General features: G+C 70.4%; 16 protein-coding genes. 6 read left to right on the top strand and 10 right to left on the bottom strand.

Features of this window, described 5'->3' with window-relative positions; genetic code table 11:
• Nucleotides 1–63: 63 nt before the first annotated feature.
• Nucleotides 64–813, top strand: coding sequence for a DUF6227 family protein (locus KVT44_RS47125; RefSeq protein WP_099922183.1), 750 nt, complete (start codon nt 64–66; stop codon nt 811–813).
• A gap of 71 nt (nt 814–884) precedes the next feature.
• Here KVT44_RS47125 and KVT44_RS47120 read toward each other — a convergent pair whose 3' ends face one another.
• The 4 genes from KVT44_RS47120 to KVT44_RS47105 all read right to left on the bottom strand — a co-directional run bounded on the left by KVT44_RS47120 (nt 885) and on the right by KVT44_RS47105 (nt 5,295).
• On the bottom strand, nt 885–1,142 hold the full coding sequence (locus KVT44_RS47120) for a hypothetical protein (RefSeq protein ID WP_190171847.1): 258 nt from the start codon (nt 1,140–1,142) through the stop codon (nt 885–887).
• Nucleotides 1,143–1,230: 88 nt separating this feature from the next.
• Complete coding sequence (locus tag KVT44_RS47115) at nt 1,231–3,324, bottom strand: fructose-specific PTS transporter subunit EIIC (protein ID WP_217574449.1); 2,094 nt, start codon at nt 3,322–3,324, stop codon at nt 1,231–1,233.
• Nucleotides 3,325–3,583: 259 nt separating this feature from the next.
• The gene (pfkB, locus tag KVT44_RS47110; RefSeq protein WP_067376394.1) at nt 3,584–4,537 is read right to left on the bottom strand and encodes a 1-phosphofructokinase; all 954 of its coding nucleotides are present in this window, start codon (nt 4,535–4,537) and stop codon (nt 3,584–3,586) included.
• Nucleotides 4,534–5,295, bottom strand: a complete 762-nt coding sequence (locus tag KVT44_RS47105) for a DeoR/GlpR family DNA-binding transcription regulator (protein WP_054233089.1) — start codon at nt 5,293–5,295, stop codon at nt 4,534–4,536. Before KVT44_RS47105 ends, pfkB begins: the two co-directional genes overlap by 4 nt.
• Nucleotides 5,296–5,518: 223 nt before the next feature.
• Between KVT44_RS47105 and fxsT the strand changes: the two genes are divergently transcribed.
• Nucleotides 5,519–7,570, top strand: coding sequence for an FxSxx-COOH system tetratricopeptide repeat protein (fxsT, locus tag KVT44_RS47100; RefSeq protein WP_308314310.1), 2,052 nt, complete (start codon nt 5,519–5,521; stop codon nt 7,568–7,570).
• Nucleotides 7,571–7,591: 21 nt separating this feature from the next.
• The gene (locus tag KVT44_RS59105; RefSeq protein ID WP_254650851.1) at nt 7,592–8,437 is read left to right on the top strand and encodes a tetratricopeptide repeat protein; all 846 of its coding nucleotides are present in this window, start codon (nt 7,592–7,594) and stop codon (nt 8,435–8,437) included.
• A gap of 145 nt (nt 8,438–8,582) precedes the next feature.
• Here the strand turns inward: KVT44_RS59105 and KVT44_RS47095 are convergent, their stop codons facing one another.
• A complete protein-coding gene (locus KVT44_RS47095) occupies nt 8,583–10,157 on the bottom strand; it encodes an MFS transporter (protein ID WP_217574447.1) in 1,575 nt (524 codons plus the stop codon).
• A gap of 62 nt (nt 10,158–10,219) precedes the next feature.
• Here KVT44_RS47095 and KVT44_RS47090 point away from each other — a divergent pair, with 62 nt between their 5' ends.
• Nucleotides 10,220–11,275: a YafY family protein gene (locus KVT44_RS47090; RefSeq protein ID WP_217574446.1), complete on the top strand. Its 1,056-nt coding sequence runs from the start codon at nt 10,220–10,222 to the stop codon at nt 11,273–11,275.
• A gap of 56 nt (nt 11,276–11,331) precedes the next feature.
• On the opposite strand, the gene KVT44_RS47085 is transcribed toward KVT44_RS47090, so the two are convergent.
• Entirely contained in the window at nt 11,332–11,907 is a 576-nt protein-coding gene (locus tag KVT44_RS47085) for a TetR family transcriptional regulator (protein ID WP_217574515.1), read from the bottom strand.
• A gap of 580 nt (nt 11,908–12,487) precedes the next feature.
• On the bottom strand, nt 12,488–13,489 hold the full coding sequence (locus KVT44_RS47080) for an RNA polymerase sigma factor RpoD/SigA (protein ID WP_054233096.1): 1,002 nt from the start codon (nt 13,487–13,489) through the stop codon (nt 12,488–12,490).
• A gap of 169 nt (nt 13,490–13,658) precedes the next feature.
• On the opposite strand from KVT44_RS47080, the gene KVT44_RS47075 reads away from it, so the two are divergent.
• The gene (locus tag KVT44_RS47075; RefSeq protein WP_217574444.1) at nt 13,659–14,198 is read left to right on the top strand and encodes a GNAT family N-acetyltransferase; all 540 of its coding nucleotides are present in this window, start codon (nt 13,659–13,661) and stop codon (nt 14,196–14,198) included.
• A gap of 46 nt (nt 14,199–14,244) precedes the next feature.
• Here KVT44_RS47075 and KVT44_RS47070 read toward each other — a convergent pair whose 3' ends face one another.
• Entirely contained in the window at nt 14,245–15,057 is an 813-nt protein-coding gene (locus KVT44_RS47070; protein ID WP_217574442.1) for a dioxygenase, read from the bottom strand.
• 128 nt (nt 15,058–15,185) lie between these two features.
• On the opposite strand from KVT44_RS47070, the gene KVT44_RS47065 reads away from it, so the two are divergent.
• Complete coding sequence (locus KVT44_RS47065; protein WP_067376571.1) at nt 15,186–15,695, top strand: MarR family winged helix-turn-helix transcriptional regulator; 510 nt, start codon at nt 15,186–15,188, stop codon at nt 15,693–15,695.
• Nucleotides 15,696–15,942: 247 nt separating this feature from the next.
• On the opposite strand, the gene KVT44_RS47060 is transcribed toward KVT44_RS47065, so the two are convergent.
• Nucleotides 15,943–17,493: an MFS transporter gene (locus KVT44_RS47060; RefSeq protein WP_217574440.1), complete on the bottom strand. Its 1,551-nt coding sequence runs from the start codon at nt 17,491–17,493 to the stop codon at nt 15,943–15,945.
• Nucleotides 17,494–17,661: 168 nt separating this feature from the next.
• Nucleotides 17,662–18,306, bottom strand: coding sequence for a TetR/AcrR family transcriptional regulator (locus KVT44_RS47055; RefSeq protein WP_099922177.1), 645 nt, complete (start codon nt 18,304–18,306; stop codon nt 17,662–17,664).
• Between the last annotated feature and the right edge of the window lie 323 nt (nt 18,307–18,629).

Genomic DNA, 18,629 nt, shown 5'->3' with positions numbered 1-18,629 from the left:
TGTCCGACCGAGGGGCTACGGTATGCACCCACAAGGTGACATGCAGCAACGCCGGGAGAAGCCTTGAGCGTTCCGTACGAGACAGCAGCGTACGAACCACCCGAGTCGCCCGAGTCTCCGGAGGAGCACCTCGAGCGACTCCTCGGCCGTGCCCTGAACTCCTTCGAGCTGCCCGACGAGACGATAAGGCGGCTCGACTGCGCGCTGGCGCACGACAGTTCGCTGCACTCCGCACACCACAGCGCGGGGCTGCACCGCGAGACGTACCGGCACACCTGGCTGCTCGCCGACGGCTCGGCGGTCACGCTGTGGGAGCTCGTGCACAACACGGCGCTCGGGAGTGAGCCGCAGCACGAGGTGTATGTCGACGAGGAGGAGCTGCGCGCCGCCACGGCCCGGCTGCCGCTGCCGCCGGACGCGCCGGACTTCGAACTGCCCGTGATGGTCCATGCGTCACCGGTCCCCGAGCCGCGGCACGTCTACCTGACGGACGACTCGGCGGATCACGCGCGGCGGTTGCTGCGGCGGGCGGAGAACGCGGACCGGCCGGGGGCCGACATCACGACGCTGCTGCTGCGCACCGCGTTCGCGCACCAGATCACCCAGGCCTTCGGGCGCCCCTGCCGGGCGGGCCAGGTCGGGCTGTGCTTCTCGCTCTACGAGCACGCGTTCCTGCTCCGCGACGGCCAGGAGATCTCCCTGTGGGAGGTCGAGCACACGGCGACGCCGGACGGTCGGCACATGTGCGAGGTCTATCCGACGGAACACGCGGCTAGGGCCGCCATGGAACGCCGGGCGGCGCGGCTCGCCTAGAGCCTGGCGTATCGAGCCGAACACCCCCTTCGTCAGGGGGAGCCCTCGTTCCTGAGGGGAACCCCCGTTCGTCAGGGGCGGCTGTCGCTGAACTGGCGTACCAGGCCGGCGAACGCGGCGCGTTCCTCGGGGGTGAGTTCCACGGTCTCCGCGGCGGGGCCGGACCGGCGCTGATGCGGTATGGCGCGGAGCACCTGCCCGTGGTGGCGCACGGCGGCCTCGGTGCGTGCGCGGCGCAGCAGGCGGGACAGGCCGACGACCCAGATGACGGTCGCGAGGGCGAGGACGGCCACGCCCATCAGCTGGAGGATCGACACATGCTCAGGCATGCCCTCCAGTAGACACCACGGTCCGGGACTTTGGCCCCGGACCGTGACGTATCTCGCAGATGCCCTAAAAGGGCGAGCAGTTGGCCGTTCAGGCCGCGACCGGCTCCTTGGAGTCGACCTTCGCCGCTATCGCGGTGTCGGCGACCCCCGCACCGGTCCCCTCGGGGGCCTGCTTGCGCATGCCCTTCAGGACGACCACCAGGGCGGTGGTGACACAGACACCGGCCGCGATGGCGATCAGGTAGAGGAACGGGTTGCCGATCAGCGGGACCACGAAGATGCCGCCGTGCGGGGCCCGCAGCGTGGCGTCGAAGGCCATCGACAGGGAGCCGGTGACCGCGCCGCCCACCATGGCGGAGGGGATCACGCGCAGCGGGTCGGCCGCCGCGAACGGGATCGCGCCTTCCGAGATGAAGGAGGCGCCCAGGACCCAGGCCGCCTTGCCGTTCTCCCGCTCGGTCTGGGTGAAGAGCTTGCCGCGCACGGTCGTGGCGAGTGCCATGGCCAGCGGCGGAACCATGCCCGCCGCCATCACGGCCGCCATGATCTTCATCGCCGAGTCACTGGGGCTCGCGACCGCGATACCGGCGGTGGCGAACGTGTACGCGACCTTGTTGACCGGGCCGCCGAGGTCGAAGCACATCATCAGGCCGAGCAGCGCGCCGAGCAGGACGGCGTTGGTGCCGGTGAGGCCGTTGAGCCAGTCGGTCATGCCCTTCTGCGCGGAGGCGATGGGCTTGCCGATGACCACGAACATCAGGAATCCGACGATCGCCGCGGAGATCAGCGGGATCACCACCACCGGCATGATGCCGCGCAACGACGCCGGGATCTTCACCTTCTGGATCCCGATCACCACACCACCGGCGATGAGACCGGCGGCCAGACCGCCGAGGAAGCCCGCGTTGATGGTGAGGGAGATCGCGCCGCCGACGAAGCCGGGCACGAGACCCGGGCGGTCGGCCATGCCGTAGGCGATGTAGCCGGCCAGGACCGGGACGAGGAAGCCGAAGGAGACGACGCCGATCTGGAAGAACAGCGCGCCCCAGCTGTCCGCCTGCAGCCACATGAAGTGGTCCATGACCGACGGCGCCTTGTTGATCTTGTAGCCGCCGATCGCGAAGCCGAGGGCGATCAGCAGACCGCCCGCGGCGACGAACGGGACCATGTAACTGACGCCGGACATCAGCCACTTGCGGAGCTTGGTGCCGTATCCCTCGGCGGAGTCGCCGGAGCGCTCCACCGGCGTACCGGGGGCGGAGCCCGCGCTGACCTCGCCTCGCTCGGCCTTGCCACGCACCTCGGTGATCAGCTCGGCGGGCTTGTTGATGCCCGCCTTCACGCCGACGTCGACGGTGGGCTTGCCGGCGAACCGGTCCTTGTCCCGTACGGGCACGTCGTGCGCGAAGATCACACCGTCCGCGGCCGCGATGACCGCCGGGTCGAGCCGGGTGAAGCCGGCCGAGCCCTGCGTCTCGACGACGATCTCGACGCCCGCCTCGCGGCCCGCGTTCTCCAGCGACTCGGCCGCCATGTAGGTGTGCGCGATGCCGGTGGGGCAGGAGGTGACGGCGACGATCCGGAACGGACGCTCACCGGAGGCTCCGGTGTCCGCGGTGGTGTCGGTCGTGGTGCCCGTGGCGGTGTCGGCGGAGGCCGCCGCCGACACCGCCACGGAGTCCTTGGAGCCGTCAGTGGACTCGCTGCCCTCGGGCGCGGTCGAGGCCGCGGCCGCCGGGGACTCGTCCCCGCGGATGAGCGCGGCCGCGGCCGCCGCGTCGTCCACGGCCCGCAGCGCGGACGTGAACTCGGCGTTCATGAGCTGACGGGCCAGCGACGACAGGATCGTCAGATGCGCGTCGTCGGCGCCCGCCGGGGCGGCGATCAGGAAGATCAGGTCGGCGGGGCCGTCCGGCGCGCCGAAGTCGATCCCGGCCTCGCTGCGCCCGAAGCCGAGCGTCGGCTCGGTGACGTGTTCGCTGCGGCAGTGCGGGATGCCGATCCCGCCGTCGAGGCCGGTGGGCATCTGGGCCTCGCGGGCGGCCACGTCGGCGAGGAAGCCTTCGAGGTCGGTCACCCGCCCCAGGGTCACCATGCGCTCGGCGAGGGCGCGTGCCGCCGCCTCTTTGGTCTCGGCGGACAGGTCGAGATCGACCAGGTCCGCGGTGATCATCTCGCTCATCGCGGGCTCCTTCGCACGCGTATCGCCCGGGGGAAGTCGTGGGCGGGGGTGGGGACGGGGGTGCCGCACTCAAGGAGGGCGGGGTCTGCGGGTGTGGCGGAGGCGGGGCCGGGGAAACCCCGCCTCATCAGGGCCTGTTCAGGGGGTGCGACCGCGGCGGTACCGGTCGTCGGAACAGCCGGGTTCGTCGGAACGGCCGGGTTCGTCAGAACAGCTGGGTTCGTCAGAACGGCCAGGTTCGTCAGGACAGCTTGGTTCGTCATGACACGGGCTCCGTCAGTACGCGGTCCGCGGGGACCTCCGACGTGACGGTCACGGCGGAGGGGTCGAGGTCGGCCGGGCCCGGCATCACACTGCCCGGCAGCTGTACGGCCGCCGCGCCATGGGCGACGGCGGAGGCGAGGGCCTCCGGGCCGCGGCCACCGGCGATCAGGAATCCGGCGAGGGAGGAGTCACCGGCGCCCACGTTGCTGCGTACGGCATCCACCCGTGCGCTGCCGAACCAGGCGCCCGCGCCGTCCACGAGCAGCTGCCCGTCCGCGCCGAGGCTCGCGAGCACGGCGTCGGCGCCCATCTCACGCAGTTCCTCGGCGGCCTTGACCGCGTCACCGACGGTGACGAGGGGGCGCCCGACGGCTTCGGCGAGCTCCTCGGCGTTGGGCTTCACCACGTCGGGCCGCTCGCGCAGCGCCGCTAGCAGCGCGGGGCCGGAGGTGTCCAGCGCGATCCGGGCGCCAGCCGCGTGGGCGCGGGCGACGAGGTCGGCGTACCAGGAAGGACCGAGTCCGCGCGGCAGGCTGCCGCAGCAGGTGATCCAGTCGGTGTCGCCGGAACGATACTGCTGACGCACCGTCTCCAGGAGCAGCTCCGCCTCGGCGGCGGTGAGTTCGGGGCCGGGGGCGTTGATCTTCGTGAGCGTGCCGTCCGGTTCGGCGACCGAGATGTTCGAGCGGGTGGCTCCGGTGACCGGGACCGGCGCGACCTCGATGCCCTGCGCGTGGAGCAGCTCGGCGACGAGCGCGCCGGGCGCACCGCCCAGCGGCAGTACGGCGATCGTGCGCTGCCCCGCCGCCGCGACCGCGCGCGAGACGTTCACGCCCTTGCCGCCCGGGTCCATGCGTTCACCGGTGGCCCGGATGACCTCGCCGCGGTCGAGCGACGGGACCTCGTACGTACGGTCGAGCGAGGGGTTGGGGGTGACGGTGAGGATCATGCGCGCACTACTTCCGTGCCACCGCGCTCGATGTCGGTGGCGTCTTCGGGGCTCAGCCCGCTGTCGGTGATCAGCAGGTCCACGTCGCTCAGGTCGCCGAAGCGGGCGAAGTGCTCCTGGCCGTGCTTGGAGGAGTCGGCGAGCAGCACCACGCGGCGCGCGGCGCGGATGGCCGCGCGCTTCACGGCGGCCTCGGCGAGGTCGGGGGTGGTCAGTCCGTGCTCGGCGGAGAATCCGTTGGCCGCGACGAACAGGACGTCGGCGCGGATCTCGGCGTACGCGCGCAGCGCCCAGGCGTCCACGGCGGCGCGCGTACGGTGCCGGACGCGTCCTCCGACCAGGTGGAGCTGGATGCCGGGGTGGTCCGCGAGGCGGGCCGCGATCGGCAGGCTGTGCGTGACGACGGTGAGCGTCGCCTCCAGCGGAAGGTCCCCGGCGAGCCGGGCGACCGTGCTGCCCGCGTCGAGGATCATCGTGCCCTGGTCCGGCAGCTCGGCGACGGCGGCCTGTGCGATGCGGTCCTTCTCGTCGGCCGCGGTGGACTCGCGCTCGGCGAGGTCGGGCTCGAAGTCCAGCCGCCCGGCCGGTATGGCACCGCCGTGCACCCGCCGCAGGAGTCCCGCACGGTCGAGGGTCTTCAGATCGCGGCGGATGGTCTCCGCGGTGACCTGGAACTCCTCGGCCAGCGAGAGCACGTCCACTCGACCGCCGTCACGGGCAAGCCGGAGGATCTCCTGCTGCCGCTCCGGTGCGTACATGTCCGTTCGCCTCCGATTGCTGTGCGGCCGATGCCCGAACTTGTGGTTTCGCTCGAAGGCTACGCCCGGATTTCCGGAAAGTAAACAGGTTCGGGTGTCAGGTGGACACAAACGGGCATCGAGGTGAGCCCTCCGCCACGCTCGTTCCGCCTCGCAGAAGCCCTGCCGCCGTCTCATCGCGTCCGTATCCTGGACTCTGGGACACAACTTCTCGGGGGGTGTTGTGGACAGGGACGGTCTCCGCGCCCGCCCGGACCATGACTGGCAGCAGGCCGTGGTCCAGGCGCTGTGCGATTCCCCGGTCCTGGGCGACCGCGGCGCCCGCGCGATGCTGGCCGAGCTGATCGGCGACCGGCTGGGGCGGCCGGTGGTCCTGCGGGAACAGGCGACCACGCAGCTGCAGCTGCTCGAACTGGTGCGGTTCTGCGTCCGCGAGGAGAACGCGGACAACCACGGACTGTCCGCGCTGGCCGACTCGGTGTCACTGCTGGAGGGCCCCAGCCGGACGGCCGACGCCGTCAGTGAGCTGGTGCGGGAACGCGCCGTCCGGTCCGCGTCCTCCCCGGCACCGTCCCGGGCGCAGGGTCTGCCACCGCGACCCCCCTTACCCACCGACCGCCCGGCTCACTTGTTCGCCTCACGCCCCGTCGCCGGCACCCCCACGGTCTGGGGAACCATCCCACCCAGGAATCCGAACTTCACGGGCCGCGAGGAACTCCTCGACAGGCTGCACCAGCGGCTGCGGCGGGAGAAGGCGACCGCCGTGCTGCCCCACACGCTGCACGGCATGGGCGGCGTCGGCAAGAGCCTGCTGGCCGTCGAGTACCTCTACCGCCGTATGGCGGAGTACGACGTGGTCTGGTGGATCTCCGCGGAACGCACCGCGCAGATCTCCCTGTCCTTGATGGAACTGGCACCGCGCCTGGGCCTGCCGACCGGGTCCGACGCCTCGTCGACCGTCGCCTCGGTCCTGGAGGCGCTGCGCATCGGCGTGCCCTACGCCCACTGGATCCTGGTCTTCGACAACGCCGAAAGCCCGGAATCCGTACGGCAGTTCTTCCCGGCCGGAGGACCGGGCAACATCCTCGTCACCTCGCGCAATCCCCAATGGGCCTCCGTCGCCCGGCCGCTGGAGGTCGACGTCTTCATGCGGGAGGAGAGCAAACAGCTGCTGCGCATACGCGGCCCGGAGATCAGCGACGCGGAGGCCGACCGGCTCGCGGAGACACTCGGTGACCTGCCGCTCGCCATCGAGCAGGCCGCCGCCTGGCACGCGGAGACGGGCATGCCCGTGGACGAGTACCTTCGGCTGCTCGACGAGAAGCGCGCGGACCTGCTGCACGGCACCGCGCCGCTCGGCAACCAGCATCCGGTGATAGCCGCCTGGAACATCTCCCTGGACCGGCTGGAGGCCAAGAGCCCGGCCGCGTACCAGCTGCTTCAGGTGTGCTCCTTCTACGCGCCCGAACCCATCCCGCGAACCATGTTCATGCAGACGCCGCACCGTCCCATCCGCCCCGAGCTGGATGCCGCCCTGGAGGATCCGATCCGGCTCGGCCGGGCCATCCGCGACATCGGCCGCTACTCCCTGGCCCGCTTCGACCACCGCACCCACTCCCTGCAGATGCACCGGCTGGTGCAGGCGGCTCTGCAGTTCCGGATGACGGAGGAGGACCGGGCCACCATGCGGCACGGGGCGCACATGCTGCTGGTGGCGAGCGACCCCAACGATCCCGGCAACGCTCTCCGCTGGGAGCGTTACGGCACCCTCTACCCTCACGTGGTCGTCTCCGGCGCGGTGGACTCCGACGAGTCCTGGGTACGCCGACTGGTGATGAACGAGGTCACGTACCTCCTGCGCTACGGCGACTACGGGTCCTGCCTGGAACTCGCCCGTTCCGCTTACGAGAACTGGTCCCGTCGGCTGGGCGAGGAACACACCCAGACCTTGCAGATCGCCCGCTGGCTGGGGTTCCTCCAGTTCAGTATGGGCCGCTACAAGGAGGCCGCCGAGCTCAACGCGACGACGTTGGAGGCCTATCTCAGGTCGCTGGGCCCCCACCACCAGGACACGTTCGACGCGCTCGGCAACGTCGCCATAGACCACCGCGTGCGCGGCGCTTTCGCTGAGGCCCTCGAACTCTCCGACTCCGTGCACCAGCAGTACCTGCAGCTCCTCGGTCCTGAAGACCCGGAGACACTGCGGGCAGCGCACAACCTCGGCGTGAGCCTGCGCCTGGTGGGCGAGTTCGCCCGCGCCTACGAACTGGACTAGCAGACCTGGCGCAAACGCGCAATGATCTTCGGCCAGGACCACATCGCCTCGCTGGGCACCTGGCTCGGGATGATCGTCGACCTCCGCGAACTCGGTTACTACGAGACCGCGTTGACCTACCACCGCGAGATCACCCAGCAGGCCACCACATTGTTCGCCGACAGCAATCCGTTCACCTTGTCCTGCATCCGCCTCCTCGCTGTCGCGCTGCGCAAGGCAGGAGAGCACGAGGAGTCCGCAGGGACGGCGGAGCGCATCCGCGCCGAGCTCGTGCGCCGGTACGGCGACCACAACCCCGAGTCCATGGCTGCCACCCTTGAGCTGCCCATTCATTTGCGGCACCGAGGGAACGTGGAGGAGGCGCTGCGCCTGGGTACCGAGATCTGCCGTCGCTACGAGGACACCTACGGCAAGCACCATCCGCACGCCCTGTCCGCCGCCGTGAACCTCGCGATCACCCATCGACGGCTGGGCGACCCGGCGGCCGCGCGATACATCGACGCCGCGGCGCTGGAGCAGCTCACGGAGACGCTGGGCGCGACGCACCCCTCGACGCTCGTATGCAGGACCAATCTCGCCAGCGACCACTACGCCCTCGGCGACACGGCCGGCGCGCTGAGCCTCGACACAGAAACGCTGCGCGGATTCCGGGAGGTCTTCGACGCCGACCACCCCTCCACCCTGGCCTGTGCCGCGAACCTCGCGATGGACCTGCGGGCCGTGGGACGCGTCGAGGAGGCGGAGGCACTGCGCAGCGACACCCGCAACCGTCTCCTGCGCACCCTGGGCAGCGGACACCCGGCGGTCGGCGAGGCTGCCGATCGGGACCACCGAGCAGACTGCGACATCGATCCGATGCCGCTGTGACGGACCCCGCGCCGGAGGACGTCATCCGCCAGGATCCGCAACGAGAGGTGCCCGTCCCCCACGCGGAGAACGGGCACACAACCAGGACGTCAGCACCAGGACATCAGCACGAGGGCATCAGCACGAGGGCATCAGCACCAGAACGTCAGCCCATCAACGCCGGCTCACTGCCGGACGCCGGGGCGCCCGCCGCCGGGTTCGCGCTCTCCTGCTCGCCGACCGCGGTGTCCTCCGCCCCCTCGACATGCTGCGCCGGCCGCTTCGGCAGCGCGAACATCAGGAGGAAGATCGCCACCATCACCCCCACGACCCAGCCCAGCGCGTGCTGGAAGCCGTTGACGAAGGCCGGGCCCACCTGGGCGGCGGTCAGGTGGTCGCCGATCTCGCCGAAGAAGACCACGGACACCAGGCCGAGTCCGAGCGCGTTGCCCATCTGCTGCACGGTGTTGATGAGGCCGGACGCCGAACCGGAGTGCTCGCGCGGGACCTCCGACAGCACCGCGTCGGTCAGCGGCGCCACGATGAAGCCCATGCCCGCGCCCATGACGACCAGCGGAAGCGCCATCTGCCAGGAGGCGATGGACAGGCCGTACCGCTCGGACTCCCAGATGTAGAGCAGCACCCCGGCCGCCATGATCAGCGCGCCGGCCTGGAGCACCTTGCGCCCGAAGCGCGGGACGAGCAGCTGCACCGACATGCCCGCCGCGGCCGAGACCGCGATCGAGAACGGGACCCCGGTCAGACCCGCCCGCAGCGGGCTCCAGCCCAGGCCAACCTGCATGTACAGCGTCCAGACCAGGAAGAAGATGCCGAGGCCGACCCCGAAGACGGTCTGGACGGCGATGCCCGCGGCGAAGCTCTTCACCTTGAACAGCGACAGCTCGACCAGGGGCGAACCGTCCCGCGCCGCCTTCCGCCGCTCGTACGCCACCAACGCCGCGAAGACCAGGAGGGCGCCGCCCATCGACACGTACCCCCACAGCGGCCAGCCCAGCTCACGCCCGCGCGTCAGCGGGTAGAGCAGCATCAGCAGGCCCAGCGTCACGAGGGCCACGCCGACGAGGTCGAGCTTGAGGGCCTTCGGGGCCTTGGACTCGCTGATGAAGCGTCGTCCCAGGATCAGCGCGGCGATGCCCACCGGCAGGTTGATGAGGAAGATCGGCCGCCACTCGAGACCGAAGAGGTTCCACTCGGTGAGCAGCGCGCCGAGCAGAGGGCCGGACACCGCGCCCAGGCCGACGATCGCTCCGAAGAGACCGAAGACCTTGCCCCGCTCGTGCGCCGGGAAGGTCGCGTGCACGATCGACAGCACCTGGGGCACCATCAGCGCGGCCATCCCGCCCTGCAGGATGCGCGAGGCGACGAGCATCTCCGGGTTGGCGGCGAAGCCGCACAGCGCGGAGGCGATCGTGAAGCCGCCTATGCCGACCAGGAAGAGCCGCTTGCGGCCGTGGATGTCGCCGAGCCGTCCACCGGTGATGAGCCCGGCGGCGAAGGCGAGCGCGTAGCCGGCGGTGATCCACTGGATCTGGCTGAAGGACGCGCCCTCGTCCCGCTTGATCGAGGGAATCGCGATGTTGACGATCGTGACGTCGACCAGGTCCATGAAGGCCGCGGTCATCACGATGGCGAGCGCGAACCAGCGCCGTCGGTCGGCCACGGCTGCCGGGCCCTGCGGCGGCTCGGCCGGACTGCTGAGAGTGGTCTCGGTGGAGGTCATGGCTTGAAGGTAGGCCCCCATTAGGTCAGATCACGTCCTAGATGTGCGGCACCCTGGGAAACATGACGACGGACACCCCGGCCCGACTCCTCCAGCTGCTCTCCCTCCTCCAGACGCCCCGCGAATGGCCCGGCGGCGAGCTCTCCGAGCGGCTGGGCGTGTCCCGGCGTACCGTCCGCCGCGACATCGACCGGCTCCGGGAGCTGGGTTATCCGGTGCAGGCGACGAAGGGGGCCGACGGCGGGTACCGGCTGGTGGCGGGCAAGGCGATGCCGCCGCTCGTGCTCGACGACGAGGAGGCGGTGGCGATCGCGGTGGGGCTGCGGGCCGGCGCCGGGCACGCGGTCGAGGGCGTCGACGAGGCCTCCGTACGGGCCCTCGCCAAACTGGAGCAGGTGCTGCCGTCCCGGCTGCGCCACCGTGTGTCCACGCTCCAGGCCGCGACCACCCCGCTGACCAGCGGGGACGGGGCGAGCATCGCGCCCGAGACGCTGACCGTGATCGCCGCGTCGGTGACCGGGCGGGAACGGCTGCGGTTCGCCTACCGCTCGGGGGACGACACCCCCTCACGACGCCTGGCCGAGCCCTACCGCCTCGTCTCCACCGGCCGTCGCTGGTACCTCGTCGCCTACGACCTCGACCGCGACGACTGGCGCACCTTCCGCGTCGACCGGATCGCCGAGCCCTTCGCGACCGGCGTCCGTTTCACGCCACGCGAACTGCCGACGGGGAACGCGGCCGAGTACCTGCGGCAGTCGATGTACGGACGCCAGGAGACGTACGACTTCGAGGTCACCTTCGCCGCGCCCGCCGCGTTCGTCGCGGCCCGCCTGCCCAAGTGGTTCGGCGCGCCCGAGCCGATCGACGAGCGCAACTGTCTGCTGCGTTCCTCCGCCGGGGACTCCGTGGAGTGGCTGGCGGTACGGCTCGCGATGGTCGACTGCGAGTTCACGGTGCGACGGCCGGCGGAACTGGTGGAGTGCGTACGGGAGTTGGGCGGGCGCCTGACTCGGGCGGCGGGCGGGGCGGGAGACGGGTCGGCGGGCGGCTCGGGGGGCGGGTCGGGAAACGGGTCGGGGGGCGGTCGCCGGGAAGGGCGCGGCGTCAGGGCCGGGTGAGCCCCGCGCGGGCCTGACCGGTCCGCGGCGCGCTCACACGGCTCCCCCGGGGGAAGTCACGCGGTGCCCCAGGGGAAGTCACGCAGCGCTTCCAGGTGGCGTACCGCGAGCGCGACCGGTCCGGCGAGACCGTCGGCCGGCTCGTCACCGGCGGCCCAGGCCTCCACCGCCACGCGAACCGCCGCACCGGCCACGGCGGCACCGAGCCGGAACTCCGCCCCGCCGCCCGCCATGGAAGCCCTCGCCTCCAGTACCCGCGCCAGCGTCCGCTCCGCCCCCTGACACGCCTCGCTCCACACCCTCAGCAGCGCCGGGCTCCCCTCGGCCAACCGGAGCAGAGCGCGGACCCAGTCCATGGACTCCGGTCGCACCCCGACGCCCGGGGTGAGGGTCTGGACGACGGCGTGGCGAAGCGCCTCCGGCACGGACAGGTCGGCCGGGGCGTCACGTACAGCCTCGGCCCACTTCTCGACGCCCGCGGAGAAGAGCGGGGCGAGGCACTCTTCCTTGCTGGCGAAGTAGCGGTAGAAGGTGCGTGGCGCGACACCGGCGGCGCGGGCGATGTCCTCGGCTCGGGTGGCGCGCAGACCGTGCCTCATGAAGAGCCCGGCCGCGGCCCGCGCGATCTCCATCCGGGTGGCGGCCTTGCGTCGCTCCATGAGCGAGAGCCCGGGAGCGGCGGCCGCGCGGTCGGTACCGGTCACGGACGGCAGGTTATGCCTCTGTGGCACAATCTGCCATCCGGGTCACCCCGGGGTTCAGGTACGGGGTGGCCCGTCGGCCTGCCCGAAAACCACCGCCCCCCCCGGAGCGAGGCCCGAACCACCCCCGAACGAACCCCGTCCCATCCCCGGACGAGCCCCGACCAATCCTGCCGAACCCTGCACAAAAAACTGCACAAAAAGGAGCCGAGCCCCGGCGCCAGGGGGGGGAAGGCGCCGAAGCTCGGCTCTGGAGAGTCCCGGCGCGGGGGGGGAGTGCGTCGGGACTCGGTTCTGGGGGGTCTTGGGGCTGCGCCCCGGGACCCTGAACCCTGGGCCCTGAAGTCTTGTGCCCAGAGCCCAGCGAGTTAAGCGGCGTTACATGGCCATGTCCGGTCGACTTATGGCCGACCTCGGGCCATCGGATCCGTCAGATCCGTCGAACCCGTACGAACCATACGTGTCACACCAACCACATGAACCACGCAAACCGCATGAACCGCGGACATTCTTAAGCCGCCGCGTCAAAACCGGTGTCGCGGGCCAGCTTCTTCAGCTCCAGCAGCGCGTGCTTCTCGATCTGGCGGATGCGCTCACGGGTGAGCCCGTGCTCCTTGCCGACCTCCGTGAGCGTGCGCTCCCGGCCGTCGTCGATGCCGTACCTCATCTTGATGATCGAGGCCGTGCGCTGGTCGAGGCGGCCGATCAGGTCGTCGAGCTCCTCGCTGCGCAACAGGGTGAGGACGGACTGCTCGGGCGAGACCGCGGAGGTGTCCTCGAGGAGGTCACCGAACTGGGTGTCACCGTCGTCGTCCACCGACATGTTCAACGAGACCGGGTCGCGGGCCCAGTCCAGGACGTCCGTCACACGCTCCGGGGTCGAGTCCAGCTCGGCGGCGATCTCCGCGTGCTCGGGCTCGCGCCCGTTCTTGCGGTTGAACTCGCGCTGCACGCGACGGATCCGGCCCAGCTCCTCGACCAGGTGCACGGGGAGGCGGATCGTGCGCGACTGGTCGGCGATGGAGCGGGTGATGGCCTGACGGATCCACCACGTGGCGTACGTCGAGAACTTGAAGCCCTTGCGGTAGTCGAACTTCTCGACCGCGCGCACCAGGCCCGCGTTGCCCTCCTGGATCAGGTCGAGCAGGGGCAGGCCGCTACGGGGATACCGCCGGGCCACGGCGACGACCAGCCGCAGGTTGGAGCGGATGAAGACGTCCTTGGCCCGCTCCCCCTCGGCGACCAGCGCCTCGAGCTCCTCGCGGGTCGCGTCCGCCTTGGGGGCATCGACCTCGTCGTCGAGGATCTGCCGAGCGAACACACCCGCCTCGATGATCTGGGACAGCTCGACTTCCTTGGCGGCGTCGAGCAGCGGCGTACGCGCGATCTCGTCGAGGTACATGCCGACCAGGTCGCGGTCGGCGATTTCGCCGCCTACGGCGCGAACACTGCGTGCCGCGTCGGTGGTCTCGCCGGTGGCGGACTGACGACGGGCGACGGCACGGGTTGCCATGCGTGCTCCCTTGCGATGGTGGGCTTGCGGGTCCTAGTGGCGGCTCGGACACTCTTCCGAGTGCCCGGCATCCGAAGGAAACAACGACTGGAATCCGGACAGAATTCCCAACCCGCCCCCCTATTTTTCTGATCATGCAGTACCCTGTGCCGCCACAGAGGGAGGTCGGATGTCAACGGAACGTACAGAGGTGCAGGTCAGGCCAGGAGTCGAGGCCGACCTCGACGCTCTCACGGCCATCTACAATCACTACGTTCGCGAGACGCCCATCACATTCGACACTGCCGTCTTCACCTCGGAAGAGCGTCGCCCTTGGCTGCTCTCCCACCCTGAAGACGGCCCGCACCGCCTGATGGTTGCAACGGACACGGACTCACAGGGGGTTCCCGGGAACGCACAGCGCATTCTGGGATACGCCACATCCAGCCCCTTCCGCCCCAAGCCCGCCTACGCCACCTCCGTCGAGGTCACCATCTACCTCGCCCCGGACGCGGGCGGCCGGGGCGTCGGCACACTGCTCTACAAGGCCCTCTTCGAGGCGCTCGCCGACGAGGACGTGCACCGCGCCTACGCGGGCATCGCCCAACCCAACGAAGCGTCCGTGCGGCTGCACGAACGCTTCGGGTTCCGGTACGTCGGTACGTACCGGGAGGTGGGCCGGAAGTTCGGCCGGTACTGGGATGTGGCCTGGTACGAGAAGGACCTCTAGCCCAAGGACCACTGGCTGAAGGACCTCCGGATGAAAGACCTCTGGATCAGCCGAACTGAACCGACCGCTTGGCCAGCCCCAGCCAGAACCCGTCGATCACCGACCGCTGCTCGTCCAGCTCGCCCGTGGCGTCCGCCGCGCCCATCGTCACGAAGAGCGGGGCGAAGTGCTCGGTGCGGGGGTGGGCGAGCAGGCCGGCCGGGGACTTGTGGCCGAAGTCGAGCAGGGCGTCCCAGTCACGGGCGTCCAGGGCGCGGTGGCCCCAGTCGTCGAACTCGACCGACCAGGAGGGGACGCCGCCCTGACGCAGCGCGGCCAGGTTGTGGGTGAAGAAGCCGGAGCCCACGATCAGGACGCCCTCGTCGCGCAGCGGCGCCAGCTTGCGTCCGATCTCCATCAGCTTCACCGGATCGAGGGTCGGCATGGAGATCTGCAGGACAGGGATGTCGGCGTCGGGGAACATCTCGACCAGGGGGACGTAGGCGCCGTGGTCGAGGCCGCGGTCCGGGATGTCCTGGACGGGAATGCCCGGGGCGCGCAGCAGCTTCCGTACGGACTCGGCGAGTTGGGGGGCGCCGGGGGCCGCGTACCGGACCTGGTAGTAGTGCTCGGGGAAGCCCCAGAAGTCGTAGACGAGCGGTACGGTCTGGACCGCGCCGAGGGCCAGCGGGGCCTCCTCCCAGTGGGCGGAGACCATCAGGATCGCCTTGGGACGGGGCAGTTCGGCGGACCAGGCGGCCAGCTCTCCGGGCCAGATCGGGTCGTCGGCGAGCGGCGGAGCGCCATGACTGAGGTAGAGGGCGGGCATGCGCTTCTGCGGGGCACGCCCCTCGGTGACGGCAGACGTGGCGACAGACATGGCGGCTACTCCCTCCGGGGGGTCCATCGTAAGACCGATTGGGAAGTTATTTGAAGTCTCAAGCTTCCACGCGGAACACTACTCGCGATTTGTTTAATATTCAAGAAGGGGCTCGTACAGTGGAGTACATGACTACGGCATCCGCATCCGCTGAAGAGCCGCGCTGGCTCACCGACGAGGAACAGCGCACCTGGCGTGCGTACATGAACGCCGCCACCCTCCTCGAGGACCATCTCGACCGTCAGCTGCAGCGCGACGCGGGCATGCCGCACGTCTATTACGGACTGCTCGTCCAGCTCGTCGAGGCGCCGCGCAGAAGGCTGCGCATGACCGAGCTGGCCATGAACGCGAAGATCACCCGCTCGCGCCTCTCGCACGCGATCGCCCGCCTGGAGAAGAACGGGTGGGTGCGCCGCGAGGACTGCCCCTCCGACAAGCGGGGCCAGTTCGCCGTCCTCACCGACGCCGGTTACGAGGTGCTGAGCAAGGCAGCGCCGGGCCATGTCGACGCCGTACGGCAGGCCTTCTTCGACCGGCTCACGCCCGAACAGCACAAAGCCCTCGGCGAGGCCATGCGGATCATCGCCGAGGGGCTGCAGCCGAAGGACGCGGGCGCGGACCTGCCTTGGCTGCGTTGATCGGGTTGACGGGGTGACCGGGCTGACCGGGCTGACGGGTTGACCGGGGGGCGGGTTGACCCGGGGGGCGGGTTGACCCGGGGGGCGGGTTGACCCGGGGGCGGACGCGGGTCCGCCCCGGTCCCGATGAACTCGGAACCGGGGCGGACCCTGGGAATCGTACGGGCGAGGCGTCCCCACCCCGCGCCCGTACTCGAAGCACCTGAAGCACCGGAGGTACCAGCGACGGTACGGGCGGTACGGGTGATCAGTGGGCGATCACCGGCACCTTGACCTCGTCCTCGACACCGTCGCCCGCGCCGGCGGCCGCGGACATGTCCGGGCGGCCGGTGTTGACGAGGGTCGCGGCGATCGTGGCCGCGACCACCAGGATGCCGACGGCGAACCAGATGGCGTTGGTGTAGCCGTTCACCATGCCCTGCAGCTGGACGAGCTGCTGCTGCGGCTTGGAGGTGGCACCGGCGATGTGGTCCTTGATGTACGAGGTGGTCGCCGAGGCGGCGATCGTGTTCAGCAGGGCCGTACCGATCGCGCCGCCCACCTGCTGCGAGGTGTTGACCATCGCGGAGGCGACACCGGCGTCCTTCGGCTGGACACCGTACGTGGCCAGGGACATGGCGGGCATGAACGCCGTACCCATACCGAGGCCGAGCAGCAGCTGGGCCGGGAGCAGCAGACCCGCGTAGGAGGAGTTGACCTCCATCTGGGTCAGCAGCAGCATGCCCACGGCGGCCAGGGCGAAGCCCGGTGCCATCAGCAGCCGCGGCGGGACGCGGGTCATCAGACGGGCGCCGATCTGGGTGGAGCCCGTGATCATGCCCGCGATCATCGGCAGGAAGGCGAAGCCGGTCTTGACCGGCGAGTAGCCCTTCACGATCTGCAGGTAGTAGGTCAGGAACAGGAACAGGCCGAACATCGCGATGATCGCGAGGCCGAGCGAGAGGTAGACACCGCCGCGGTTGCGCTCGGTGATGACGCGCAGGGGCAGCAGCGGGGCCTTGACCTTGGACTCGGTGAACACGAAGGCCGCGAGCAGCACCGCCGAGGCGACGAACAGACCGATGGTGGTGGAGTCGCTCCAGCCGTTGGACTCGGCACGGGTGAAGCCGTAGACCAGGGAGACCAGACCCAGGGTGGAGAGGACGACACCGGGGATGTCGAGCGGCGAGCGGTTGCGGCCGCCGGCCGGCTCACGGATGACGAAGTACGCGCCCAGGGCGGCGATGATCGCGAACGGGATGTTCACGAAGAACGTCCAGCGCCAGTTCAGGTACTCGGTGAGGAAGCCGCCAAGGATCAGGCCGACGGCGCCACCGCCACCGGCGATCGCACCGTAGATGCCGAACGCCTTGGCGCGCTCCTTGGCGTCGGTGAACATCACCGCGAGCAGCGAGAGCGCGGCGGGGGCCAGGAGGGCACCGAAGGCGCCCTGCAGGGCGCGGGCGCCGAGCAGCATCGCCTCGCTCTGCGCGGCGCCGCCGATGGCGGAGGCGCCCGCGAAGCCGATCAGACCGGTGACGAAGGTGCGCTTGCGGCCCCACAGGTCGGCGATACGGCCGCCGAAGAGCAGCAGACCACCGAAGGCGAGGGCGTAGGCCGTGATGACCCACTGACGGTTGCCGTCCGATATCCCCAGGTCCTGCTGGGCGGAGGGCAGCGCGATGTTCACGATGGTCGCGTCGAGGACGACCATCAGCTGGGCGAGCGCGATGAACGCGAGCGCTTTCCAGCGGTTGCTGTGTGCGTCGGCGAGTTCGGCCGCCGACTTCGCCGAGGCTGAGGTGCCTGTTTCAGACATGGGGATACCCACTCCGGTACTTCGCAGTGAAAAAGGTGAGGGAAGGTCACGGGAGCCGACGGCTCGTCGTCGTCGACGGCCGCAAGCCTCCGGAAGCTTGTCGGACTAAGGACTGGCGCGGCGCGCCGATCTCATCGGTCGGGCTGATCGGGCTGATCGGGCTGCTGGTCAGGCTGTTCGCAGATCCTCCACGGTGGCCGCCACTCCGGGCAGTACGGAGCGGGCCGGTGCCCGCAGACCGTCCAGGAACAGCTGCAGATGACGGTGCACGAAGCGGTCGATGCCCTGGCACGCGGTGCCGGGCAGCGGCCGGGTGAGCTGACTGACGGCGACCATGAGGTCACCTGACTCGACGTCGGGCCGCAACTGTCCGGCCTCGCGGGCACGCCTCATCAGCGCGTCGACCAACTCCATGGTCCGCTCGCGTGCGGCGAACAGATCCGGGTGGTGCTGGTCGAAGGCTTCGGAGAGCATGGGGCACAGGGCGCCGATCCGCTCGTCCGCCGCGAAGTGCACGAAGTCGCTCAGCGCCTGGAAGGCGTCGCCGCCCTCCATGAGAGCCGACTCGATCCACTCCGACGTGCGGTCCATGACCGAGCAGACGACTTCCCGCGCGAGCGCGTCGCGGTCCGGGAAGTTGCGGTACACCGTGGCGTTGCCGACACCGGCGCGGCGGGCGATCTCGTCGAACGGCACGTCGGGGCCGAACTCGACGAACATCTCACGCGCGGCGGCGACGATCCGCTCCCGGTTGCGCAGGGCATCGGCGCGGGGCCGGGGCACGCGACGCTTCACGGGGGTGGCGGTCTCCACGGCGTACTCCTCAGACGTAGGTGTAGGAAGACTGTGGCGCGATCCGGGGAATCCGTCCCCGTTTCGCTCGGACACATGGCTAAACGGGGAAACGGTCCCCGGTTATTTCCCGCATTCCCAGAGATCTGATGTGACCTGCGTCACTGGGTGTTCGGGGGTGGGGGCGGCGCGGTGTTGGGGGTCGGGGGCGGCCTGGCGGCGGGGGTGAGGGACGGCCTGGCGGCGGGGGTGGGGGGGGGGGCGGTCTGGCGGCGGGGGGGGGGGCGGCGGCGGGCGTGGGGGGCGGGCTGGCGTGGGGCGGGGCGGGCGGGCCTGGCAACGGG

This window comes from Streptomyces sp. GbtcB7 (genome assembly GCF_019091445.1).
Classification (GTDB): Bacteria; Actinomycetota; Actinomycetes; order Streptomycetales; family Streptomycetaceae; genus Streptomyces; species Streptomyces mirabilis.
This window is presented reverse-complemented; position numbering and strand designations above follow the sequence as displayed.